Here is a 23,664-nt window from a genome sequence, read left to right as displayed (position 1 = left end):
TGTCGCGGTGGACGTCAGCCGAGGCCGACCGTGGGCCTCAGCAGGAACAGGCCGTCGAAGCCGTGGACGGCCACGACGCCGTTGTCGAAGAACGGGTAGTTGCTCCAGGTGCCGTGGCCGAAGGCGGTCCTGTCGTCCATCGGCCAGGTGTCGAAGTACGCGATCTCGGTGAGCTCGCCCGAGCCCGCGCCCTCGGTGCTGAGGATGCTCAGCCCGGCGCGGTAGTTGGACTGGAAGACCAGCCCGTCGCGGACGTACATGTTGTGGTCGATCGCGGCCGTGCGGTGGGTGTGCTTGCCCAGCAGCTTCGGCGCGGTGAGGTCGGAGACGTCCCAGATCAGCGTCCGGGTGTTGTCACCGTCGAAGTACTCGTCCAGCTCGTCGCCCATGAGGAAGTGCCGGGAGTCCTCGGTGAGCCAGCCCTGGTGGGTGTAGGCGGCGCCGTCGTAGCCGATGCGGGAGAGCATCACCGGGTCGGACTTGTCGGTGACGTCCATGATGGTGAAGGTGTCCTCGTTGGAGCTGAGGCAGATCTCGCGGCCGGTGAAACGGGCGTCCGGACCGTCGTAGGTGACGCACTGGGTGTCGTGCGTGTAACCGTCCTCGGCGGCGCACCCGGCGAACGCCGGGGAGGCCGGCTGCCGGATGTCGACCATGTGCAGACCGCCCGCGCACTCCTCGACGTCGTCGCGCGCGCCGACGAGGTACGCGTAGCCGGAGTCCTCGTTGATCGCGATGTTGTGCGCCGATCCGATGCCCCGGTAGAGGGCGGTCTCGGTGAGGGTGACGGGGGCGTCGGCCGGGTCGATGTCCCGCAGCCGGGTCAGGTCGAGTACCTGCATGCCGTGCTGACGGGCCTCGGAGACGATGAAGGCGTGGTCGTCGTGGACCTTGATGTCGCGCCAGATCACGTCCCGCTCACCGGAGTTCGGCAGGTCGGCGAGGAAGACGGGCTTGGTCGCGTTGGTGACGTCGACGAACGCGGTACCGCTGTCCCGCCCGGCGAGCACGTAGCGGCGCTCGGTGACGGGGTCGGTCCATCCCCACACGTCGGAGCCCCGGCCGCCGCCGATCTCGTCCATCGGCAGGTAGGCCATGAGGTTGACGTTGTCGCAGGGGAAGTACCCGGCCTGGCCGTCCACGCAGGGCTGGCGCGAGGTCGCCGGGTTGTCGGAGCTGGTGGGGAAGTCCGGGTCGGTCTCCTCGGCCGGTGCGTCCTTGCCTTCGCCGGGATGTCCGGGGTGCGCCGTGGCGGGCAGCGTTCCCAGGAGGAGCGCGGCCAGCACGGCCATCAGTACGACGGGGAGCCTCTTCATCGACGTCCTTCGTCTCGACGGCTGTCGCGTCACGGGGTGGGCGACGCGGGCGATAGCTCCGCACCCTCGTCAATTGGCGTGCATGCGTCAAGAGTTGAGACATTCGAAATCTTTGGGGGAGGGGCTTGCCTCCCCCCGGGGGCCAGTGAGGTGACAGCCCGGTGGGGAGTGCCTCGACGCCCGCGCGGAACTCGGCCTCCGGGGTGCTGGTCCGGGCGGCCCACGTGCGCGACGCGGGCGACCACGTGCGCGACGCGGGCGACGCGCCGTCGGCCGGGTGAGCCGCGGGCCTGGCCCCGGCCCGGCGGGGGCGGGCGCGTGGGGTCCTGGCGGACCCCCGTCCCCACCGGGCCGGGGTTGAGGGGAAGGTAGCAGTCTGCAAGCGCTTGCAATAGCGGTTGCGGGCAGGTAACCGTGCTGTTTCCAGGCTTTGTCCAGAGTCTTGACCGAGGTGACGGGGTCTTCTACGGTCTCTCGTCGGAAGGACTTCCAGATTCTTTCAGGGATTTTCAACGGCCTCTGACCCCACGGGGCCGTTCCCCCTCACCAGCCTTACGGGCGCGGCGCGTGGCCTGCGAAGGCATCCGCAGCAGGCTCCCCTCAGGCAGGAGGAATCGTGGTCCGCAGAACCACGGCCGCCGCCCTCGCCCTCGCGGCGAGCGCGGCAGGCGCGCTCATAGCCCAGTCACCCGCCCCGGCACAGGCGGCGCCCCCGGGCACCAAGGACGTCACCGCGGTGATGTTCTCCTGGACGTTCGACTCCGTCGCCCGCGCGTGCACGGACACGCTCGGTCCCGCCGGATACGGCTACGTCCAGGTCTCGCCGCCCCAGGAGCACATCCAGGGCGAGGCGTGGTGGACGGCCTACCAGCCCGTCAGCTACAAGATCGCCGGCCGCCTCGGCGACCGCGACCAGTTCCGCGCCATGGTCGACACCTGCCACGGCGCGGGCGTCAAGGTCGTCGCCGACGCCGTCGTCAACCACATGTCCGCGGGCAGCGGCACCGGCACCGGCGGCTCGCCGTACACGAAGTACGACTACCCCGCGGCGCCCTACAGTGACGGGGACTTCAACGACTGCCGCGACGACTCGATCGACTACGGCAACCGCTACCAGGTCCAGAACTGCGAACTCGTCGGCCTCTCGGACCTGCGGACCGGCAAGGAGTACGTGCGCCAGCGCATCGCCGACTACCTGAACGACCTGCTCTCCCTCGGGGTCGACGGCTTCCGCGTCGACGCCGTCAAGCACATCCCGGCCGAGGACCTCTCCGCCGTCAAGGCCAAGCTCACCGACCCCGGCGTCTACTGGAAGCAGGAGGCCATCCACGGCGCCGGCGAGGCCGTCCAGCCCGACGAGTACCTCGGCACCGGCGACGTGCAGGAGTTCCGCTACGCCCGCGACCTCAAGCGCGTCTTCCAGAACGAGAAGCTCGCCTACCTCGGCAACTTCGGCGAGAGCTGGGGCTACCTGAACTCCGACCAGGCGGCGGTGTTCGTCGCCAACCACGACACCGAGCGCCACGGCGACACGCTCAACTACACCAACGGCGCGGACTACACCCTCGCCCACGTCTTCATGCTCGCCTGGCCCTACGGTGCCCCCGACGTGCACTCCGGCTACGCCTTCGGCCACAAGGACGCCGGCCCGCCGAACGGCGGCACCGTGAACGTCTGCTACCAGGACGGCTGGACGTGCCAGCACGCCTGGCCGGAGATCTCCTCCATGGTGGGCCTGCGCAACACCGCCCACGGCCAGCCGGTCACGAACTGGTGGGACAACGGCAACGACGCCATCGCCTTCGGCCGCGGTGACGCCGCCTACGTCGCCCTCAACCGCGAGGGCTCCTCGCTGACCCACACGTTCCAGACCTCGCTGCCCGGGGGCACGTACTGCGACGTGCAGAGCGGCAACGCCGTCACCGTGGACGGCGCGGGCCGGTTCACCGCGACGCTCGCCCCCGGCACGGCGCTCGCCCTGCACACCGGCGCCCGGGACTGCTCGGACGGCGGCACCGGCACCGACACCGGTGTCTCCCTCAACGTCGAGGCGACGACCCAGTGGGGCGAGAACATCCACGTCGCCGGGGACTGCTCCGCCCTCGGCGGCTGGGACACCGGCGCGGCCCCCGCGCTCGACCCCGCCGCCTACCCGGTCTGGAAGCTCGACCTCGACCTGCCCGGCGGCACCACCTGCGCCTACAAGTACATCCGCAAGGACGGAAGCGGCGGCGTGACCTGGGAGAGCGGCGCAAACCGCTCGTTCACGGTGCCTTCGGAGGGCCGCGTCACGCTCGACGACACCTGGCGCACCTGACCCGGCGGACCGGCCGCCCGGCCTCGTCCACCGCCCCCGCCGACGGGGCCGGGCGGCCCGCACCCCGCAGCACCCACCACCCGCAGCACCCACCCCGGCCCCTCGCGGCCCCCACCACCCCGCAGCAACCGCTGCTCGTCACCCGGCACCTCGCAGCACCGCCCCCGGTGCCTCCCGGAACCCTCCCGCACCACCCGCCCATCCCTCCCTCAAGGAGACCACCGCCGTGAACCGTCCCACCGCGCGCCGCAGAGGCACGGCCGCCGCCCTCGTGGCCGGCCTCCTCGCGACGCTCCTGTCGGCCTGCGGCCCCGCCGAGCCCCCGAAGACGGCGCCCCCGCCGCCGTCCGACGACAAACTCGCGGCCACCGCGACCCGGCACGAGCTCACCCGCGAGCAGTTCTACTTCGTGCTGCCCGACCGCTTCGCCAACGGCGACACCGGCAACGACCGGGGCGGGCTGACCGGCGGGCGCGCCACGACCGGCTTCGACCCCACCGACAAGGGCTACTACCAGGGCGGCGACCTGCGGGGCCTCATCGACCGGCTCGACTACATCGAGGGCCTGGGCACCACCGCCATCTGGATGGCGCCCATCTTCGAGAACAAGCCCGTCCAGGGCGAGGGCGAGCACGCCTCCGCCGGCTACCACGGCTACTGGATCACCGACTTCACCCGCGTCGACCCGCACTTCGGCACCAACGACGAGCTGCGCGAACTCGTCGACGCCGCCCACGACAAGGGTATGAAGGTCTTCTTCGACGTCATCACCAACCACACCGCCGACGTGGTGGGCTACGAGGGCGACTCCACCCACTACCTCTCCCAGGGCGCCTTCCCCTACCTGACGAAGGACGGCGAACCCTTCGACGACGCCGACCACGCGGGCGGGACGTCCTTCCCCGAGGTGGACGAGGACTCCTTCCCCCGCACCCCGGTCGTGCCCGAGGACGAGAAGGACCTCAAGGTCCCCGCCTGGCTCAACGACCCGACGATGTACCACAACCGCGGCGACTCGACGTTCGCGGGCGAGTCCTCCGGCCACGGCGACTTCGCCGGGCTCGACGACCTGTGGACCGAACGCCCCGAGGTCGTCGAGGGCATGGAGCGGATCTACCAGCGCTGGGTCCGGGACTTCGGCATCGACGGCTTCCGCGTCGACACGGTCAAGCACGTCAACATGGAGTTCTGGACACAGTGGGCCACGGCCCTCGACGCCTACGCCGCCAAGCGCGGCAACGAGGACTTCTTCATGTTCGGCGAGGTCTACTCCGCCGACCCGGCCGTCACCGCGCCCTACGTGACCCAGGGCAGGCTCGACTCCACCCTCGACTTCCCCTTCCAGAGCGCTGCCCGCACCTTCGCGTCCCGGAGCGGCGACCCGGGCGCGCTCTCCGACGTCCTCGCGCAGGACTACCGCTACACCACCGCCAGGTCCAACGCCTACGAGCAGGTCACCTTCCTCGGCAACCACGACATGGGCCGCATCGGCACGTTCGTCGCCCAGGACAACCCCGGAGCCGACGACGCCGAGCTGCTGCGCCGCACCACCCTCGCCCACGAGCTGATGTTCCTCAGCCGTGGCAACCCGGTGGTCTACTACGGCGACGAGCAGGGCTTCACCGGCGCGGGCGGGGACAAGGACGCCCGCCAGACCCTCTTCGCCTCCCGCATCCCCGACTACCTCGACGCAGGGAGGAACCGGCAGATCGGCAGCCCGGAGCGCACCCACGCCCAGGACGCCTACGACACCGGGCACCCGCTGTACCGGTCCATCGCCGAGCTGTCCCGGCTCACCGCCGGACACCCCGCCCTGCGCGACGGCACCCGGATCGAGCGGTACGCCGACGACGGCACCGGCGTCCACGCCACGTCCCGCTTCGGCGCCGACGAGCAGCCCGTCGAGTACCTCGTCGCCCTGAACAACGCGGAGGAGCCGCGCACGGTGACGCTGCCCGTCGCCACCGACGGCGCCGCGTTCACCCGCCTGTACGGCGGCACGGACACGGAGACCGTCACCGCCCGGGACGGGGCCGTCGAGATCACCGTCCCGCCCCTGTCCGCCACCGTGCACCGAGCCGACCGGCCGCTGCCCGCCCCCGACGAGGAGCCCGGCGTCACCCTCACCGCGCCCGCCGGCGGCGCCACCGGCACCGTCGAGCTCACGGCCGACGTCGACGGCGGCGCCCTCAGCCGTGTCGTGTTCTCCGCCCAGGTCGGCGACGGCCGCTGGCAGACCCTCGGCACCGCCGACCACGCCCCCTACACCGTCACCCAGCACCTCGACACCGAGCTCGCCCCCGGCACGCCCCTGCGGTACAAGGCCGTCGTCGTGGACCGCGCGGGCCGTACCGCGTCCGCCCGGGCCGAGAGCGTCTCCGGCACGCCGCCCGCCCCCGAGGCACCCTCCGCCGTCGAGCGCGACTGGGCCGTCGTCCACTACCAGCGGCCCGAGGGCGACTACGCGGACTGGCGGCTCGTCGCCGGCGAGCGCACCGCCGCCTTCACCGGCCGCGACGCCTACGGCGCCTTCGCCTGGGTGAAGCCCACCGACGCCGAACGCGGCGGCGAACTCGCCTTCACCATCGAGAAGGACGGCACCGCCGACGGCGCCACCCGCACCATCGACCTGGCCCGCTCCGGTGAGGTCTGGGCCGAACAGGGCGGTGACGGCGCGGCGCACACCCGCCCCGAGGGCGTCTACCCGCCGCAGGACGAGACCACCGCCGTCCTCCACTACCACCGCCCCGACGGCGACTACGACGGCTGGGGCCTGCACACCTGGACCGGCGCCGCCGAGCCCACCGAGTGGACTAAGCCGCTCGCCCCCGCCCGAAGCGACGCCTACGGGGTCACCTTCGAGGTGCCGCTCGCCGAGGGCGCCACCACGCTCAGCTACATCATCCACCGCGGTGACGAGAAGGACGAAGCCGCCGACCAGTCCCTCGACTTCGCCACCCACGGCCGCGAGGTGTGGAAGCTCGCCGGCACCCCCGGCTACCTGCTGCCCACCACCGGCGGTGCACCGGACCTCGACCTCGGCAAGGCCGAGGCCCAGTGGATCGACCGCGACACCCTCGCCTGGAGCACCTCCGACGGCGCGGCCGCGGCCACCACACAGCTCCTCTACGACCGCGAGGGCCGCATCGCCCTCGCCGACGACGGCACCCTCACCCACGAGGGCCGCTGGCTGCGCCTCACCCCCGTGCCCGGCGGCCTCACCGAGGAACAGCGCGAGCAGTACCCGCACCTGACCGAGTACGCCGCCTTCCGCGTCGACCCGCGTGACCGCGACCGGGTGCGCGAGGCCCTGCGCGGCCAGGTCCTCGCCACCCGGCGCGCCCCCAACGGCGCCCTGCTGGCCGCCACCGGCGTGCAGCTCCCCGGCGTCCTGGACGACCTGTACGGCAGCAAGGCCGCACAGGCCGAGCTCGGGCCCGTCTTCGACGAGCGGGGACGCCCCACGCTGTCCGTGTGGGCGCCGACCGCGCAGTCCGTCTCCCTCGAACTCGGCGGGCGGACCGTCGCCATGCGCCGCGACGACGCCACCGGCGTGTGGAGCGTCCGGGGCAACCGCAGCTGGGCAGACAAGCCCTACCGCTACCGGGTGAAGGTGTGGGCGCCCACCGTCCAGAAGGTCGTCACCAACGACGTGACCGACCCCTACTCGACGGCACTCACCACCGACTCCCGGCGCAGCCTCGTCGTCGACCTCGACGACGCCGAGCTGGCCCCGGAGGGCTGGGACGAGCTCGACAAGCCGGGCGCCGTCGCCCTGCGCGACGCCCAGATCCAGGAACTGCACGTCCGCGACTTCTCCGCCGCCGACCCCACCGCCGAACACCGCGGCCGCTACCTGGCCTTCACCGAGCCGGACAGCGACGGCATGACGCACCTGCGCGGCCTCGCGGACGCCGGCGCCACCCACGTCCACCTGCTCCCCACCTACGACATCGCCACCACCCCCGAGCGCCCCGAGGACCAGGCCCGCCCCGACTGCGACCTGGCCTCGCACCCCGCCGACTCGGCCGAGCAGCAGGAGTGCGTCGGCGAGATCCGCGACCGGGACGCCTACAACTGGGGCTACGACCCGTTGCACTACACCGTGCCCGAGGGCTCCTACGCGACCGACCCGGAGGGGCCGGGCCGCACCCTGGAGTACCGGCGGATGGTGCAGGGGCTCAACGACGCCGGCCTGCGCGTCGTCCTCGACGTCGTCTACAACCACACCTACGCCGCCGGGCAGGACGAGAAGTCCGTCCTCGACCGCATCGTGCCCGGCTATTACCACCGGCTGACGGCCGACGGCGGCGTGGCGACCTCCACCTGCTGCCCGGGTACCGCGCCCGAGCACACCATGATGGGCAAGCTCACCGTGGACTCCGTGGTCACCTGGGCCAAGGAGTACAAGGTCGACGGCTTCCGCTTCGACCTCATGGGCCATCACCCGAAGGAGAACATCCTCGCCGTCCGCGCCGCGCTCGACGCACTGACTCTGGAGAAGGACGGCGTCGACGGGAAGAACATCATCCTGTACGGCGAGGGCTGGAACTTCGGTGAGGTCGCCGACGACGCCCGCTTCGAGCAGGCCACCCAGCGGAACATGGCCGGAACCGGCGTCGCCACCTTCTCCGACCGGGCCCGCGACGCCGTCCGCGGCGGTGGCCCCTTCGACGCCGACCCCGGCATCCAGGGCTTCGCCTCCGGCCTGTACACCGACCCCAACGGCTCCGACGCGAACGGCACCGAGGCCGAGCAGAAGGCCCGGCTCCTGCACTACCAGGACCTCATCAAGGTCGGCCTCACCGGCAACCTCGCCGACTACCGGTTCACCGACAGCTCCGGCCGCACCCTGACCGGCGCCGAGGTCGACTACAACGGCTCGCCCGCCGGGTACGCCCAGGCACCCGGCGACGCCCTCGCCTACGCCGACGCCCACGACAACGAAACCCTCTACGACGCCCTCACCTTCAAGCTGCCCGCCGACACCCCGGCCGTCGACCGCGCCCGTATGCAGGTCCTCGCCATGGCCACCGCCGCCCTCTCCCAGGGCCCGGCCCTCAGCCAGGCCGGCTCCGACCTGCTGCGCAGCAAGTCGCTCGACCGCAACAGCTACAACTCCGGCGACTGGTTCAACGTCCTCAACTGGAACTGCGAACGCGGCAACGGCTTCGGCCGCGGGCTGCCCCCGGCCTGGGACAACCGGGACAAGTGGCCCTACGCCGAGCCGCTCCTCACCAACCCCGACGCCGTCCCCGGTTGCGCCGAGATCGACGGTGCCTCCGCCGCCTACCGCGACCTGCTCGCCATCCGGGCCGGTGAGGACGCCTTCTCCCTGGGCAGCACGGCCGACGTCCAGCGGCGGCTGAGCTTCCCGCTGTCCGGGCGAGGGGAGACCCCAGGCGTGATCACCATGCGTCTCGACGACCTCGTCGTCGTCTTCAACGCCACGCCGGACAGCCAGGACCAGCGTCTGGCTGCCACCGCCGGAACCCACTACGCCCTGCACGAGCGGCAGGCCACCGGCTCCGACGCGGCCGTCAAGTCCGCCACCCACGACCGGGAGACCGGAACCTTCACCGTCCCCGCCCGGACCGTGGCCGTCTTCACGGCCGCCTGACCGGCCCCGGGCCCCCGGGCCTCGGCCCGCCCCGGCCCGTCGCCACGGCCCGCCCCCGCCACCGCGGGGGCGGGCCGCCGTCGTGCGCGCCGCCTCCGGGCCGGGCGCCGGCGCACCGGGTTGCTTTGACGTTCCTCTATGTTGACACCTATCTATATAGATGACAGTCTCATCTGTATAGGCATTCGTCGATGCAGCGTCCACTCCGGAGGAGACCGTCATGTCCCGCGTCCAGCTCGCCCTGCGCGTCGCCGACCTGGAAGGCTCGATCGCCTTCTACTCCAAGCTCCTCGGCGCCGAGCCGGCCAAGCGCCGGGAGGGTTACGCCAACTTCGCCCTGACCGAGCCCCCGCTGAAGCTGGTCCTCATCGAGGGCGAGAGCGGCGAGGACACCCGTCTCGACCACCTCGGCGTCGAGGTCGCCAGCACCGAGGACGTCAACGCCGCCACGACCCGGCTGAAGGAAGCGGGTCTGGCCACGTTCGAGGAGAACGACACGTCCTGCTGTTACGCCCTGCAGGACAAGGTGTGGGTGACAGGCCCGGGGCAGGAGCCGTGGGAGGTGTACGTGGTCAAGGGCGACGCCGACACCATGGAGAGGACTGAGGCGTCCCCGGACGCGTGCTGCGGCACCACCGCGTGCTGCACGCCCGAGGAGCAGGCTCTCGACCCCGCGCAGAGTCCCGCGGACGCGAAGGCCGCCGCAGGGTGCGCCTGCGGCGGCTGAACGGGCGCCAGCTGAGCCCTCTCCCGGCTGCGGCATCGGCCGCGACACCGCCCGGCAGAGGGCCAGCCGACCCCGGCGTGAGCCGGGCCCGGCCTAGGAACCGGAGTCTTTGCTCCGGCCGTCCGGCACGAGGGCCAGCAGGCGGTCGACGAGCTCGGTGAACGGGCTGTCGGCGGGCTCCATCGCCACGATGTGCCGCACGACGTCAGCCGTCTCCTCGTCCGTGGCAGCCGCCACCCCCGCCAGCGCCAGGAAGTCCTGCACCAGCTGGCGTTCCAGCTCGGTGCGGGGGATCGTCCGCCCGTCCAGCCAGGTCAGCGCCGTCGTCTCGGCCAGCCCCACCCAGGAGCGGATCACCAGCGCCAGCCGCGGGCCGGGGGAGGTGACCGCGAGATGCCGGAGAATCTCCTCGTAGGCCCGCTGACGCACCCGGTCGATCATGGCGTTGGCCTGGGCCGGGCCGATGGCCATGCCACCGCGCAGCAGCGCCGCGAAGCCGGGGCCGTTCTTGGCGACGAAGTCGAAGTACCGGCCGATCACGCGCAACAGCCGGGAGCCCAGCGGCCCCTCGCACGGCTCGGAGAGCCGCCCCGCCAGCTCCTCGGCCGCCACCCGCACCGCCGCCTCGTAGAGGCTGTGCTTGCCGGGGAAGTAGTGGTACACGAGCGGGCGGGAGATGCCCGCCGCCGACGCGATGTCGTCGATCGACACCTCGTCCGGGGAGCGCTCGCTGAACAGTTCGAGCGCCACCGCGATGAGCTGCTGCCGCCGCTCCTGGACACCCATTCTGCGCCGCACCCCGGTAGTCATGAGATCACCCTAACGAGAGCCGCCGGGAGCGGGCAGACCACGCCGCGACGTCCGGCCACCGGGCCCCGCACGTGCGGAACGCCCGTCGCGGGGAGGAGGAACGACGGGCGTCCGGTTCGTGGGGCCCGGCACGGGCCCGGGGGCGCGGCTACGGGGCCTGGGCCTCGGTGGCCTCCAGCGGCTTCAGCTCGCCCCCGCCCTCCAGCGAGGCCGTCAGCTCGGCGTCGGCGCCCTGCGACGCCCGCACGGCCAGCAGCCGGCCGCTCTCGGCGGCCTCCACGCCGCCGGAGGCCGTGATGGACGAGACCTCGGAACTCCCCGCCGCCAGCAGATACCAGGAGCCGCCCGAGGCCTTCCACAGCACCCCGCTCAGCACCCGGGGCTCCCGGGGGCCGCAGGCCGGCTCGTCCGTCGTCCGCACGAGCACCGCCCCGGGCACCGTCGGATCGTCGGACGGGGCCTGGAACTGCACCGAGGTCTTCGACCCGGGCCCGCGCCACGTCTCCGCCCGGGTGCACACCCAGCGCGCCGTGCCGTTCGACTCCGGCAGCTCCTGCGCGGCGAACGACCACGTGTTCACGGTGCGCACCCCGCCCCCGGCCAGCGCGTTCAGCCCGCATGCGCCACGGGCGAGCACCGTCTTCGCCCCCGCGTCCAGCGGAGCGTCCGGCTGCCCGGCCCCCGGCTCGCCGAAGGTCAGCCGGGCGGGCATGATCTCGCCCAGGTCCGTCAGCAGGTACGGATGCCGCCGCTCCGCCGTCGACACCCGCAGCGCCGACCAGGCCGTGCACGTCCGCTGCCCGAGCGGCGGGCTGGTGACCGGCTCGGTGACGCCGTCGGCGCGCCGCTTGACCGGCGTCGTCGTGTCCTGCGGGTTCAGCAGGTCCGTCAGGGCCAGCCCCGTCACCCAGGGCGCCACCAGGTAGCGGGCGTTCCCGTCGCTGCGGGTCAGCAGGACGGCGCCGGCCGACTCGGCGAGGGCGGCGTCGGCCCGGGCGAAGTCCAGCGCGACCGTCCCCTGCGTACCGTCCACGGGCTCCGCGTACCGCACCACCCGCAGCCCGTCGTACAGGAGCACCACCGCGGCTCCGTCCACCTCGCCGGCGTACAGCAGGTGCGCGGGACCGGCGGCCGGGCCCGAGGCCGTACCCGGCGTCGCGGTCACGGCCACCTGCTCCCCGGGCCGGGCCCACACCGCCAGCGCCCGGCGCAGCAGCGCCTCGTCCTGCGCCAGTTCGCCGCGCGTCGGCCACACCGAGAAGTCGGTCCGCGAGGAGTCCCGCCACGCGGCGGGCGCGATCCGCTGGAGCTTCCCCGGGTCCAGCGCGCGCTCGGCCGAGGGGTTCTGCGCGTACACCGGCGCCGCAGCGCCCCGCGGCCCCCAGCCGTCCCCCGGCAGACCCAGCAGCACCCCGCACGCCCCGAGCGCGACCGCCGCCACCACCGCGGCCCGGACGTGCTGGCGGCGCCGCATCAGATCGGTGGGCCGGGCCCGCAGCGAACACGCGTCGAACTCCGGGGACTCCAGCAGCGGACGGTCCCGGCTGCCCGCCGGAACCCTGACCTCGTCCGCCTCGGCCAGCGCCTCCTCCGGCGCGGCGACCCCCGCCACGTCCAGCAGCCGGACGACGTCCGCGTCCGCCAGCCCCTCCAGCCCGCGCAGCACGAACGCCGCCCGGCCCGGGCCGCTGACGGCGGCGAGCGCCTGCTCGAGCGAGACCTCGTCCGCGCCCCCGGCCCCCGGGAACAGCCGCAGCCCCGCCACCTGCGGCAGCAGTGGACGCGGCTTCGGCAGCCAGCCCAGCTCCCAGCGGCCCAGCCGCGGCGGACGCGGTGCCGCCAGCGCGCCCCGCACCACCCGCAGCCGCAGATACGCGTATCCGGCACCGGCGCCGGCCCGCTCACCGGACCGCTGCGCCGGTAGCGGCGGCTCCTCCTTGGCCGCCTTCCCGCGCGGCAGCGCGCGCTGCGCCAGCGCGTGCGCGGTCAGGGACCTGCGGTGCCGGCCCAGCGAGGGCGGCAGGATCAGGTAGCCGAGGCGCACGAGCCGCGGGTAGTGCTCGACGAGGGCCGCCTCGGCCCGCTCGACATCCACGGGACCGGCGGACGGGGACGGGGGAGTAGTCGCATCCTTCAGGGCCACGTTCATCTGAACGAGCCAACCCCGGAGTTGGTCACGTGCCGGAGACGCCTGTGGGGCCTCCCTCCGGTGCGGAGGAAGGCCCCACAGGCCCCCGGTGCGTCGGACGGCGGCCACCCCGGCGCGCGCCCGACAGTCCGTGTCGGACAGTCGCTCTGCGACAGTCCGTGTCCGACAGCTCGTGTCAGACCAGGTCGAGCGACTCCAGCTCGGTGCAGACGGTGTCCACCAGCAGCCGCGTCACCACGTACGGGTCGACGTTGGCGTTGGGACGCCGGTCCTCGATGTAGCCCTTCTTGTCCACCTCGACCTGCCACGGGATGCGCACCGAGGCACCGCGGTTGGAGACGCCGTAGCTGTACTCGTTCCACGGGGCGGTCTCGTGCGCACCCGTCAGGCGGGACTCCACGCCCGCGCCGTACTCGCGGATGTGCTCGGCGGGCTTGTCGCCCTTGCCCAGCGACTCGCACGCGGCCAGGATCGCGTCGTAACCCTCGCGCATGGCCTTGGTGGAGAAGTTGGTGTGCGCACCGGCCCCGTTCCAGTCACCCTTGGCGGGCTTGGGGTCGAGGGTGGCGGAGACGCCGAAGTCCTCGGCCGTGCGGTACAGCAGCCAGCGGGCGATCCAGAGCTGGTCCGAGACCTCCAGCGGGGAGAGCGGGCCGACCTGGAACTCCCACTGGCCCGGCATGACCTCGGCGTTGATGCCGCTGATCCCCAGGCCGGCGGTCAGGCAGTTGTCCAGGTGCTTCTCGACGATCTCGCGGCCGAAGATCTCGTCCGCGCCCACGCCGCAGTAGTAACCGCCCTGCGGGGCCGGGAAGCCGCCCTCGGGGAAGCCGAGCGGGCGGGCGCCGTCGAAGAAGGTGTACTCCTGCTCGATGCCGAAGATCGGCTCCTGGGCGGCGTACTTCTCCGCCAGCGGGCGCAGCAGCGCCCGGGTGTTCGACGGGTGCGGAGTGTCGTCGATGTTGAAGACCTCGCACAGCACCAGCCTGTCGTCGCCACCGCGGATCGGGTCCGGATAGGAGGCGACGGGCTTCAGTACGCAGTCGGAGGCGTGCCCCTCGGCCTGGTTGGTGCTGGAGCCGTCGAAGCCCCACACGGGCGGCTCGGCGCCGTCGGACAGGATCTTCGTCTTCGACCGCAGCTTGGCGGTCGGCTCGGTACCGTCGATCCAGATGTACTCGGCCTTGTAGCTCACGTGAGGGGTGTCCTTCGGCAGCTCGGTGCGGGTGTCGCGCTGCATGCCACCGTCATCGGGAGCGATTTCCCGCCAGTTGCTCCACTGTTAAACGGCTGTGAACTCGCCCTCGCGCGCGAGGGCGCGGAGCGCGGAGGTCCCGGCCTCGCGGCGCCCCGCGGCGCGCCGTGCCGTGAGGCAGGCCATAGTCTGGCCCACGAACCACGCACCAACAGGAGGTTTCCACCGTGCCGCAGATCACCGTCGACTACGCGGCGCCGCTCGCCGCCACCTTCGACCGCCCCTCCTTCGGCCGGGAGCTGCACAGCGTCACCGAGGAGACCGTCGGTGCCTCGGTCGCCGCCTGCAAGACCCGCTTCCGGCCCGTCGAGGAGTGCGTGATCGCCGGCGGCGACACCGACGTCGACATGGTCCACATCGAGGTCGCCGTCCTCTCGGGACGCACCCAGGAGGCCAAGACGGAGCTGGCCCGCGCCGTGCTGGACCTGGCCCGTAAGTGGGTCGCCCCGCTGCCCGGACGCCGCCTCGACCTGTCCGTCCACATCGCCGACCTGGACCGCCAGGCCTACGTCGCCCACCAGGAGGACGCCCGCGACCAGGCCGTGTCCGCATGAGGTTCGGCCTGCTGGGAACCGGGACGTGGGCCGCGCGCACCCACGCCGTCGCGCTCGCCGCCCACCCCGGCGTCGAGTTGGCCGGCGTCTGGGGCCGCCGTCCCGAAGCCGCCGAGGCCCTCGCCGGGCAGCACGGCGCCCGCGCCTACCACGATGTGGACGCCCTGCTCGCGGACTGTGACGCCGTCGCCCTCGCCCTCCCGCCCGACGTCCAGGCCGCCCTGGCCGTCCGGGCCGCCGCGCACGGCCGGCACCTCCTGCTCGACAAGCCCCTCGCCACCACCGTTCCCGGGGCCCGGCAGGTCGTCGACGCCGTCCGGCGCACCGGCGTCCGCTCGGTGGTCTTCTTCACCCTCCGCTTCGCCGAGACCTCCGCCCGCTGGATCGCCGAGCAGCGCCTCACCGGCGGCTGGACCACCGGCCGCGCCGACTGGTTCTCGCCCGTCTTCGCCCCGGGCCACCCCCAGGGCGAGCCGGGCGGCAGCCCCTACGCCGCCTCACCCTGGCGGCGGGAGAAGGGCGCCCTGTGGGATGTCGGCCCGCACGCCCTCTCCCTGCTCACCGGCCTGCTCGGCGACGTCGACCCCGAGGACCCGGCCGCCGTGACCGCCGCCCGCGGCCCCGGCGACACCGTCCACCTGCTGCTGCGGCACGCCTCCGGCGCCTCCAGCACCGCGACCGTCAGCCACTCGGTGCCGCCCGCCGCCTCCGGGGTCACCGCCGAGCTGCGCGGCGCTGCGGGCGTGGCCACGCTCCCGGAGCGCGACGCCCCCGCCTCCGCCGCCTTCGGCCGCGCCATCGACGCCCTCCTCGCCGACGAGCCGCACCCCTGCGACGCCGCGTACGGGCTCCGCGTCACCGAGATCCTCGCGGCGGCGGAGGCCCGGCTGCCCTGAGCGCCACGTCCCCGGCGGGTCGGCGGGCCCCGGCCGCCCGGGGGCGTCAGCCCAGGGCCGCGACGCGTTCCCGGTAGCCGCGCACCGGCGGGGCGTCCCGGTGCGGCTCCAGCCTGCGTTCGAAGTCCCGCACGTACTCGTGCGCCCGCATCGACCGCAGCTCCGACGCCCCCCGCGCCGCCTCGGCCGCCAGCTGGCACGCCTCCTCCACCTCGCCCAGGCCCAGCCGCGCTCCGGCCAGCACGAGCCGGGTCAGCACCGCGCCCCGTTCCTGCCCCGGCTCCCTCAGCCGCAGCGCCCGCTCCGCGTGCAGCGCCGCCGCGCGGTACTGCCGCAGGTCGCGGTGGCAGTGCCCCGCGGCGTCCGCGAACCGCGCCGGCCCGAACACCCGCGCCCACCGCCGTCCCTCCTCCTCCTGTCCGTCCGGTCCGGCCGTCTCCAGCGACCGTTCCGCCCGCGACAGGGCCGCCGCCGCGGACCGCCCGTCGCCCAGCAGCGCGTGTCCCCGCGCCTCCGCCGCGTGCAGCAGCGCCTGGACGGGGCCCGGGCCGTCCGGCCCCACGCCCTGCTGCGCCACCCGGGCGAGCTGCACCGCCTCCCGGCCGTGCCCGAGGTAGACGGCCTGCTCGCTCATCGTCGCCAGCACCCGGCCGCCGTAGGCGCGGTCGCCCGCCGCCTGGGACAGACGCAGGGCCTGCACGAAGTACCGCTGCGCCAGCCCGTGGGCGGCGACGTCGTACGCCGTCCAGCCCGCGAGCCGGGTGAGCTCGGCCGCCGCCGCGAAGAGCCTGCGGCCCAGCGCGTGGCCGTACGCCCCGCGCAGCAGGGGCTCCGTCTCGTGCTCCAGGTAACGCACCAGCGCCTGGCGGGCGTGGCCGCCGCCATGGGCCGCGTCCAGCGAGCGGAACAGCTCCGCCACGGAACGCAGCGCCGCCACGTCCCCCTCCCCGACCGGCTGACCGGGGTTGCGCTCCACCAGCTCGGGGCGCTCCCCCCTCGCCCCGCGATGCGCCGCCGCGGCGGGCCGGGACTGGGCGGGGATGCGGGCGGGTGAGGACGGGGCCGGCGGCCCGGCTGTCGTCGGCCCCGTCCTCACCGGCACGGGGGGAGGCGGAGCGGGCGGCTCACCGCGGCCGACGTGCTCGTCGGGGCGGCCGATGAGCCAGTCCCGGCTCGGCACCACCAGCCCGGCCGGGGTGAACGCGATCTTGCGCAGCTCGCGGTGGCTGCCGGCGTCCTTGCGCCACAGCCCGCTGACGATGTCCACCGCCTCCGTGCACGTCGCGGCGAACTCCAGCCCCGCGTACACGGGCGCGCACGGGTCGAGGCCCAGGTCCTGCGCCGACAGGCGGCGGCCCAGCCGGCGGGTGAAGACCTCGGCGATCAGCGCCGGGGTGGTTCCGCGTGGCTGCTGACCGCGCAGCCAGCGGGTGACGGACGTCTTGTCGTATCGCAGGTCGAGCCCGTGCTCCAGCCCGAGCTGGTCCACCCGCCGGGCCAGGCCCGCGTTGGAGAACCCCGCCTCCGCGATGAGTGCGGCAAGTTGCCGGTTGTGGGTGCGCTGGGCGGAGGGGCGGGCCCCAGGTCGTTCCGTCGGCATCGGCTGTGCGGTCTCCTGCCCGTCGGTCTGGTGGGGACGCCTGGGCGCCCTGCGGAACGGGCGTGAATGTAGCCGTCTGAGCAGGGGCTCCGGTGGCCACGGGCGGGTATTCATCCATACGTGTGAGACGGGGACGCCCGACGGTGTGCCCGCGGGTCGCCGTACAGTGAGGGACAGGTGCGTCACCGGCGACGCGCGTGAACGTCGAGAGGGAGAGCCGCCGTGAGTGAGCTGCGCTACGTCCATCTGGGCTTCGGAGAGGACGCGGTCGAGTACCGCGAGGCCTGGCAGCGGCAGCGCGAGGTGCACGCGGCCCGCTTCGCGGACGAGATCCCCGACACCTGCCTGCTGCTGGAGCACCAACCCGTCTACACCGCCGGGCGCCGCACGCTGGACAGCGAGCGCCCGCTGGACGGTACGCCCGTCGTGGACGTCGACCGGGGCGGGAAGATCACCTGGCACGGGCCCGGGCAGCTCGTCGGGTATCCGATCCTCAAGCTGCCCCGCCCGGTGGATGTCGTCGCCCACGTGCGGCGGCTGGAGGAGGCGCTGATCCGCGCGTGCGCGGAGTTCGGCGTCGAGACCAGCCGCCTGGAGGGCCGCAGCGGCGTCTGGATCCTCGGCGACCCGCTGCCCGAGAAGCCGGCGCTGGGCGGGCTCTCGCTCGACTTCGACCAGCGGCTGCTGGGCTCCTCGGCGCCGACGACGGGTGAGGAGGTGGGCCCCTCCTCGCCGACGGCGGGCGAGGAGGGAGAGTACGACCCGCGGCTGGCCGGCCCGGAGTACGCGCCGTCCAACGCGGGGCAGCGCGGTGAGGACCGCAAGCTCGCCGCCATCGGCATCCGGGTCGCCAAGGGCGTCACCATGCACGGCTTCGCGCTCAACTGCGACTCCGACAACACCTCGTTCGACCGCATCGTGCCCTGCGGCATCCGGGACGCCGGGGTCGCCTCGCTCTCCGGGGAGCTCGGCCGTCCCGTCCCCGTCACCGAGGTGCTGCCCGTGGTCGAGAAGCACCTGCGGGCCGTTCTGGAGGAGTCGGCGCCGGAGCCGCGGCCCGTCTGATCGCACGGGCGTTCTACCGATCGGTAGCCGCCCACCTTGTTTCCCCCGGCCGACCGGGGTGCGGGGGACACCGAGCACGGGGCGTACGCTGGTACGCGCCGAGGAATCGAAAGCTGAGGAGCCGGACGTGTCCGCTGTCGCACCCGACGGTCGCAAGATGCTCCGCCTGGAGGTCCGGAACAGCCAGACCCCCATCGAGCGCAAGCCCGAGTGGATCAAGACCCGGGCGAAGATGGGGCCGGAGTACAACGCTCTCCAGTCCCTCGTGAAGCGGGAGGGTCTGCACACGGTCTGCCAGGAGGCCGGGTGTCCCAACATCTTCGAGTGCTGGGAGGACCGCGAGGCGACGTTCCTCATCGGCGGCGAGCAGTGCACCCGGCGCTGCGACTTCTGCCAGATCGACACCGGCAAGCCCGCCGAGCTCGACCGCGACGAACCGCGCCGCGTCGCCGAGTCCGTCCAGCAGATGGAGCTGCGGTACGCCACGATCACCGGCGTCGCCCGCGACGACCTGGAGGACGGCGGCGCCTGGCTCTACGCCGAAACGGTCCGCCAGATCCACGGCCTCATGCCGGACACCGGCGTGGAACTGCTGATCCCCGACTTCAACGCCGTCCCCGAGCAGCTCGCCGAGGTCTTCTCCTCCCGCCCCGAGGTGCTCGCGCACAACGTCGAGACCGTGCCGCGGATCTTCAAGCGCATCCGCCCGGCCTTCCGCTACGAGCGTTCCCTCGAGGTCATCACCCGCGCCCGCGAGGACGGCCTCGTCACCAAGTCGAACCTGATCCTGGGCATGGGAGAGACCCGCGAGGAGGTCAGCCAGGCCCTGCGCGACCTGCACGAGGCCGGCTGCGAGCTGATCACCATCACCCAGTACCTGCGCCCCTCCCCGCGCCACCACCCCGTCGAGCGCTGGGTGAAGCCGGAGGAGTTCGTCGAGCTCCAGCAGGAGGCGGAGGAGATGGGCTACGCGGGCGTCATGTCCGGGCCCCTGGTCCGCTCCTCCTACCGTGCCGGACGCCTCTACCAGCAGGCGATCGACCGTCGCGCGGCGAACGCCGAGTCCGCGGCGTAGCGCTTCCCGCGGGCCGCGGGTGGCCAGGGATGTCCGGTCCGTGGTGACGGTCGGGTCATACGGTGGTAACACCGGTGGGTGATGCTGGTGTCACCCACAGCACGCACCCGTCCGTCACCCCAGGAGGCTGCGCCATGCCGGACGCTCCCGCCCGCGACGACCTCACCGTGACCGCCGCCTGGCCGGGGCTGCCCGGCGTCCTGCAGACACTGGAGGCCGTCCTCCTGCGCGGCAGCCACGTCGTCGCCCGCCGCAACGCCTGGATCTCCGTCCAGGAGGACCGGCGCAGGGCCCGGGCCCGCCGCGAGGCCGAGCACGTGCTGGAGGCCACAGCGGAAGGCACTTCTCCGGCCACGTAAACTCTTCCGTATGGCGAGGAAGGAACAACCCGAGAATCCCGGGCGACTCAAGCAGATCGGCCTGACCTACAAGATGACCCGGCGGGCTGATCGCTGGATCGGGTTCATCCTGCTGGGTGTGGGCCTGGTCACCTTCGGCGCCGTCCTCGGGATCGGCTTCCTGATCGGACACCCGGTCTACCTGGGCATCCTCGGATTCCTGCTGGCCTTCCTCGCCGTGGCGATCGTCTTCGGACGGCGCGCGGAACGGGCGGCCTTCGGGCAGATGGAAGGCCAGCCGGGAGCGGCGGCGGCGGTGCTGGACAACATCGGACGGGGCTGGAACGTCTCCCCGGCCGTCGCGATCAACCGCAGCCAGGACGTCGTGCACCGTGCCGTCGGCCGGCCCGGCGTCGTGCTGGTGGCCGAGGGCAACCGCAACCGCGTCCGCGGCCTCCTGGCCTCGGAGAAGAAGAAGATGGCGCGCCTGCTCGGCGACGTCCCGGTGCATCAGATCATCGTCGGCAACGACGAGGGCGAGGTGCCGTTGAAGAAGCTGCGCACCACGATCGTCAAGAAGCCGCGGGTGCTGGCCGGCTCCCAGGTCACCGAGATCAACGACCGTCTGCGGGCGGTGGGCGACCTGATGAGCAACATGCCCGTCCCCAAGGGCCCCATGCCGAAGGGCATGCGCATGCCCAAGGGCCCCAGCAACCGCCGCTGACCCGCACCGCCGCGCGCATATCGTCCCCCGAGGGGGCCGGACCCCACGTCCGGCCCCCTCGTTCGCGTACCGGGAGGCTCGCGCCCGGGGCCGGCTGCGGGGAACCGCGCGAACGGCCACAGCCCACCGACGGGGCGCGACGCACGGCGACGGGGAGCACGGCGACGCGGCGCACCGCACCACGGCGCACCCCGCAGGGCACGCTCTCCGCGCGGCGGCGTCGCCGGGCGGGCCGCCGCCGCGTCACATCCGGACCTGGACCGCCTGTGCGAACCGGTCGTGCAGGCCGCGGGAGTCGCGGTCCCACACCACGGCCGGGATGAAGAGCACCAGCAGCAGCGTGCGCAGGGCCGCGCGCGGGAACGTCAGCCGGCCGCCGTGCACCGAGACGACGCGCAGCCCCAGCAGCCGCTTGCCCGGGGTGATCCCGAGCGTCCCGACCAGCAGCAGCGACATCGTGCCGAAGACGACGAGCGCCCAGTTGCCCGCGCTCGTCGGCCCGCCACCGGACAACAGGCCGTACGCGATGAGCAGGCACAGCATCCAGTCGACGAGGACCGCCACGATCCGGCGCCCGACCGGCGCGATCGACCCGGGCCCCTCCTTCGGCAGCCCCAGCCGCTCACCGCGGTACCCGAAGTCCGCACCCATCAGCTCCTCGGCGGCAGCCTGCGGGCCGGAGAGCCATGATCCGATTGCCTGCCTTTTGTCCACCCGACAACGGTAACCCGGCCGACCCGCGCGCCCGACGGCGGCCGGGTGCACCCTTGAGGTATACGGAAACGTATGCCGCCGCGACCCGCGCACCCGGTGACACCGGTGATCGTCGCGACCTGGTTAACATCGGCGAAACAATCGGGTCATGCTGGAGAAATCCCGCATGCCTAGGGTCGAGCCCAGCGGACCACCGCACCGGGCTGCGACCTGAAGCTGCAATTCCGTCCCGTCACGACGGGACTAGGAGGACTTGGATGTTCCAGAACGCCGACGACGCGAAGAAGTTCATCTCGGACAACGACGTGAAATTCGTCGACGTCCGCTTCTGCGACCTTCCCGGCATCATGCAGCACTTCACGGTTCCGGCCGACATCTTCGACCCGGCCGAGAACCTGATGTTCGACGGCTCCTCCATCCGCGGCTTCCAGGCCATCCACGAGTCGGACATGGCCCTCGTCGCCGACCTGTCCACCGCCCGTCTGGACCCGTTCCGCAAGGACGCCACGCTCAACATCAACTTCTTCATCCACGACCCGATCACCGGCGAGCAGTACAGCCGTGACCCCCGGAACGTGGCCAAGAAGGCCGAGGCCTACCTCGCCTCCTCCGGTATCGCCGACACCGCCTTCTTCGGCCCCGAGGCGGAGTTCTACGTCTTCGACGACGTCCGCTTCGAGACCAAGGCCAACGCCGGCTACTACCACATCGACTCCGAGGCCGGCGCCTGGAACACCGGCGCCATCGAGGACGGCGGCAACCGCGGCTACAAGGTCCGCTACAAGGGCGGCTACTTCCCGGCCCCGCCGGTCGACCACTTCGCCGACCTGCGCGCCGAGATCTCCCTCGAGCTCGCCAAGGCCGGCCTGCAGGTCGAGCGCCAGCACCACGAGGTCGGCACCGCGGGCCAGGCGGAGATCAACTACAAGTTCAACACCCTCCTCGCCGCCGCCGACGACCTGATGCTCTTCAAGTACATCGTGAAGAACGTCGCCTGGCGCAACGGCAAGACCGCCACCTTCATGCCCAAGCCGATCTTCGGCGACAACGGCTCCGGCATGCACGTGCACCAGTCCCTGTGGAGCGCCGGCGCCCCCCTCTTCTACGACGAGCAGGGCTATGCGGGCCTGTCGGACATCGCCCGCTACTACATCGGCGGCATCCTCAAGCACGCCCCGTCGCTGCTGGCCTTCACCAACCCGACGGTGAACTCCTACCACCGCCTCGTCCCGGGCTTCGAGGCCCCGGTCAACCTGGTGTACTCGCAGCGCAACCGCTCCGCCGCGATGCGCATCCCGATCACCGGGTCGAACCCGAAGGCCAAGCGCGTCGAGTTCCGCGCCCCCGACCCGTCCTCCAACCCGTACCTGGCCTTCGCCGCCCTCCTGATGGCCGGCCTGGACGGTGTGAAGAACAAGATCGAGCCGGCCGAGCCGATCGACAAGGACCTCTACGAGCTGGCCCCCGAGGAGCACGCCGGCGTCCCGCAGGTCCCGACCTCCCTCCCGGCCGTCCTCGACGCCCTGGAGGAGGACAACGAGTACCTGCAGGCCGGCGGGGTCTTCACCAGCGACCTCATCGAGACCTGGATCGACTACAAGCGCACCAACGAGATCGCCCCGATGCAGCTCCGCCCCCACCCGCACGAGTTCGAGCTGTACTTCGACATCTGAGAGCCGAAGCCGGCCAGGTGGGAACCGGGCCGAACGTGGGCACCAGGCAGCGCGCCGAAGGCCGCTATCCGTATTCCGGGTAGCGGCCTTCGGCGATTCCTCACGACCCGGGCGGGGCATGGCTCCGTGGCGTGATCGAGCCGTCGGCCGGGAAGCCGGCCCTCTCCTTCGGCGTGACGCTCGCCAGACTTCGGCGGTGTCGTGGCAGCGCTCGGCGGGGCGGTGTTCCCGGGGCGGGCGCGGCGCTCGGCCACTACGCCGCGGCGCCGGGGACGCGGAAGCGGAGGACGGTGACGGCGCCCGCACGGGTGCTGCTCACCGGTTCCAGGCCGACCCTGCCGAGGCCCGGGGGCGAGAAGCGGACGCCGTCGCCGAGCAGCAGCGGCAGGACGTACACCAGGATCTCGTCGACGAGCCCCCGGCGCAGGCACTGGGCGGCGACGTCGGCGCCCAGGATCTCCAGGTTCTTGCCGCCCGCCGCCGCGCGTGCCGTGGCGACCGCTTCCGCGATGTCACCGGTGAGGAAGGTGACCTCCGCGTCGGACGTCTGAGGCGGCCTGTGGGTGAGGACGAACACGGGGCCGGAGAAGGGGTAGCCGGCGCCGCCGGGCTGTTCCGCCGCCATCGCGGCGCCCACCTCGTAGGTCCGCCGGCCGACGAGCATGGCGCCGGTGGCCGCCGCGATCTCCGGGAACGCGTCCGGTTCCATGAAGTCGAAGATCCAGCTCATCGCGTCGCCGGGACCGGCGATGAAGCCGTCCAGCGACATCGACCTGTTGACGACCACCTTGCCGTGTTCGGTGCGCGCATCGCTCATCGTGTTCACGTCCT

17 protein-coding genes are annotated in these 23,664 nt (G+C 72.8%); 10 read left to right on the top strand and 7 right to left on the bottom strand.

The window, feature by feature from the left end; translation table 11 throughout:
• Positions 1-14: 14 nt before the first annotated feature.
• Positions 15-1,316 carry a choice-of-anchor B family protein gene (locus tag O7609_RS04550; RefSeq protein WP_269733616.1) on the bottom strand — a complete coding sequence of 434 codons (1,302 nt, stop codon included), beginning with the start codon at positions 1,314-1,316 and terminating at the stop codon, positions 15-17.
• Positions 1,317-1,932: 616 nt separating this feature from the next.
• Here O7609_RS04550 and O7609_RS04545 point away from each other — a divergent pair.
• The 3 genes from O7609_RS04545 (at position 1,933) to O7609_RS04535 (ending at position 9,980) form a co-directional block, all read left to right on the top strand.
• The gene (locus tag O7609_RS04545; RefSeq protein WP_269733615.1) at positions 1,933-3,633 is read left to right on the top strand and encodes a carbohydrate-binding module family 20 domain-containing protein; all 1,701 of its coding nucleotides are present in this window, start codon (positions 1,933-1,935) and stop codon (positions 3,631-3,633) included.
• Between the two features lie 226 nt (positions 3,634-3,859).
• The gene (gene pulA / locus O7609_RS04540) at positions 3,860-9,253 is read left to right on the top strand and encodes a pullulanase-type alpha-1,6-glucosidase (protein WP_269733614.1); all 5,394 of its coding nucleotides are present in this window, start codon (positions 3,860-3,862) and stop codon (positions 9,251-9,253) included.
• A gap of 220 nt (positions 9,254-9,473) precedes the next feature.
• Complete coding sequence (locus tag O7609_RS04535; RefSeq protein ID WP_269733613.1) at positions 9,474-9,980, top strand: ArsI/CadI family heavy metal resistance metalloenzyme; 507 nt, start codon at positions 9,474-9,476, stop codon at positions 9,978-9,980.
• Between the two features lie 93 nt (positions 9,981-10,073).
• Here O7609_RS04535 and O7609_RS04530 read toward each other — a convergent pair whose 3' ends face one another.
• The 3 genes from O7609_RS04530 to glnII all read right to left on the bottom strand — a co-directional run bounded on the left by O7609_RS04530 (position 10,074) and on the right by glnII (position 14,134).
• The gene (locus O7609_RS04530) at positions 10,074-10,790 is read right to left on the bottom strand and encodes a TetR/AcrR family transcriptional regulator (protein ID WP_269733612.1); all 717 of its coding nucleotides are present in this window, start codon (positions 10,788-10,790) and stop codon (positions 10,074-10,076) included.
• A 148-nt stretch (positions 10,791-10,938) separates the two neighbouring features.
• The gene (locus O7609_RS04525; protein WP_269733611.1) at positions 10,939-12,939 is read right to left on the bottom strand and encodes a hypothetical protein; all 2,001 of its coding nucleotides are present in this window, start codon (positions 12,937-12,939) and stop codon (positions 10,939-10,941) included.
• 175 nt (positions 12,940-13,114) lie between these two features.
• Positions 13,115-14,134 (bottom strand): glutamine synthetase, encoded by a 1,020-nt coding sequence (gene glnII, locus O7609_RS04520; protein WP_269737012.1) that lies wholly within the window; start codon positions 14,132-14,134, stop codon positions 13,115-13,117.
• Positions 14,135-14,361: 227 nt separating this feature from the next.
• Between glnII and O7609_RS04515 the strand changes: the two genes are divergently transcribed.
• Positions 14,362-14,748: a 5-carboxymethyl-2-hydroxymuconate Delta-isomerase gene (locus O7609_RS04515; RefSeq protein WP_269733610.1), complete on the top strand. Its 387-nt coding sequence runs from the start codon at positions 14,362-14,364 to the stop codon at positions 14,746-14,748.
• Positions 14,745-15,644 carry a Gfo/Idh/MocA family protein gene (locus tag O7609_RS04510; RefSeq protein WP_269733609.1) on the top strand — a complete coding sequence of 300 codons (900 nt, stop codon included), beginning with the start codon at positions 14,745-14,747 and terminating at the stop codon, positions 15,642-15,644. Before O7609_RS04515 ends, O7609_RS04510 begins: the two co-directional genes overlap by 4 nt.
• Before the next feature lie 46 nt (positions 15,645-15,690).
• Here O7609_RS04510 and O7609_RS04505 read toward each other — a convergent pair whose 3' ends face one another.
• Positions 15,691-17,244 carry a regulator gene (locus O7609_RS04505; protein WP_269733608.1) on the bottom strand — a complete coding sequence of 518 codons (1,554 nt, stop codon included), beginning with the start codon at positions 17,242-17,244 and terminating at the stop codon, positions 15,691-15,693.
• Between the two features lie 222 nt (positions 17,245-17,466).
• Between O7609_RS04505 and lipB the strand changes: the two genes are divergently transcribed.
• The 4 genes from lipB (at position 17,467) to O7609_RS04485 (ending at position 20,446) form a co-directional block, all read left to right on the top strand.
• Entirely contained in the window at positions 17,467-18,309 is an 843-nt protein-coding gene (lipB, locus tag O7609_RS04500) for a lipoyl(octanoyl) transferase LipB (protein WP_269743107.1), read from the top strand.
• Between the two features lie 127 nt (positions 18,310-18,436).
• Positions 18,437-19,384 (top strand): lipoyl synthase, encoded by a 948-nt coding sequence (gene lipA / locus O7609_RS04495; RefSeq protein ID WP_219089736.1) that lies wholly within the window; start codon positions 18,437-18,439, stop codon positions 19,382-19,384.
• Positions 19,385-19,518: 134 nt separating this feature from the next.
• Positions 19,519-19,743, top strand: coding sequence for a hypothetical protein (locus O7609_RS04490; RefSeq protein WP_269733606.1), 225 nt, complete (start codon positions 19,519-19,521; stop codon positions 19,741-19,743).
• Positions 19,744-19,753: 10 nt separating this feature from the next.
• Positions 19,754-20,446: a DUF4191 domain-containing protein gene (locus O7609_RS04485; protein WP_269733605.1), complete on the top strand. Its 693-nt coding sequence runs from the start codon at positions 19,754-19,756 to the stop codon at positions 20,444-20,446.
• Positions 20,447-20,689: 243 nt separating this feature from the next.
• Here the strand turns inward: O7609_RS04485 and O7609_RS04480 are convergent, their stop codons facing one another.
• The gene (locus O7609_RS04480; RefSeq protein WP_269743106.1) at positions 20,690-21,160 is read right to left on the bottom strand and encodes an RDD family protein; all 471 of its coding nucleotides are present in this window, start codon (positions 21,158-21,160) and stop codon (positions 20,690-20,692) included.
• Positions 21,161-21,417: 257 nt separating this feature from the next.
• On the opposite strand from O7609_RS04480, the gene glnA reads away from it, so the two are divergent.
• Entirely contained in the window at positions 21,418-22,833 is a 1,416-nt protein-coding gene (gene glnA / locus O7609_RS04475) for a type I glutamate--ammonia ligase (protein WP_269733603.1), read from the top strand.
• Positions 22,834-23,086: 253 nt separating this feature from the next.
• Here glnA and O7609_RS04470 read toward each other — a convergent pair whose 3' ends face one another.
• Positions 23,087-23,650: a dihydrofolate reductase family protein gene (locus O7609_RS04470; RefSeq protein ID WP_269733602.1), complete on the bottom strand. Its 564-nt coding sequence runs from the start codon at positions 23,648-23,650 to the stop codon at positions 23,087-23,089.
• Positions 23,651-23,664 lie beyond the last annotated feature (14 nt).

It is taken from the genome of Streptomyces sp. WMMC1477, from assembly GCF_027460245.1.
Classification (GTDB): domain Bacteria; phylum Actinomycetota; class Actinomycetes; order Streptomycetales; family Streptomycetaceae; genus Streptomyces.
Note: the sequence above shows the minus strand (reverse complement) of the source record. Positions and strands in the feature narration are given on the sequence as shown.

What these genes read in the sequence shown, in the direction of transcription:
- O7609_RS04470 (WP_269733602.1), bottom strand. Translation starts at nt 23,650, where the DNA reads ATGAGCGATGCGCGCACCGAACACGGCAAGGTGGTCGTCAACAGGTCG.
- O7609_RS04535 (WP_269733613.1), top strand. Translation starts at nt 9,474, where the DNA reads ATGTCCCGCGTCCAGCTCGCCCTGCGCGTCGCCGACCTGGAAGGCTCG.
- O7609_RS04530 (WP_269733612.1), bottom strand. Translation starts at nt 10,790, where the DNA reads ATGACTACCGGGGTGCGGCGCAGAATGGGTGTCCAGGAGCGGCGGCAG.
- O7609_RS04485 (WP_269733605.1), top strand. Translation starts at nt 19,754, where the DNA reads ATGGCGAGGAAGGAACAACCCGAGAATCCCGGGCGACTCAAGCAGATC.
- O7609_RS04505 (WP_269733608.1), bottom strand. Translation starts at nt 17,244, where the DNA reads ATGCCGACGGAACGACCTGGGGCCCGCCCCTCCGCCCAGCGCACCCAC.
- O7609_RS04550 (WP_269733616.1), bottom strand. Translation starts at nt 1,316, where the DNA reads ATGAAGAGGCTCCCCGTCGTACTGATGGCCGTGCTGGCCGCGCTCCTC.
- glnA (WP_269733603.1), top strand. Translation starts at nt 21,418, where the DNA reads ATGTTCCAGAACGCCGACGACGCGAAGAAGTTCATCTCGGACAACGAC.
- O7609_RS04525 (WP_269733611.1), bottom strand. Translation starts at nt 12,939, where the DNA reads ATGAACGTGGCCCTGAAGGATGCGACTACTCCCCCGTCCCCGTCCGCC.
- O7609_RS04510 (WP_269733609.1), top strand. Translation starts at nt 14,745, where the DNA reads ATGAGGTTCGGCCTGCTGGGAACCGGGACGTGGGCCGCGCGCACCCAC.
- O7609_RS04490 (WP_269733606.1), top strand. Translation starts at nt 19,519, where the DNA reads ATGCCGGACGCTCCCGCCCGCGACGACCTCACCGTGACCGCCGCCTGG.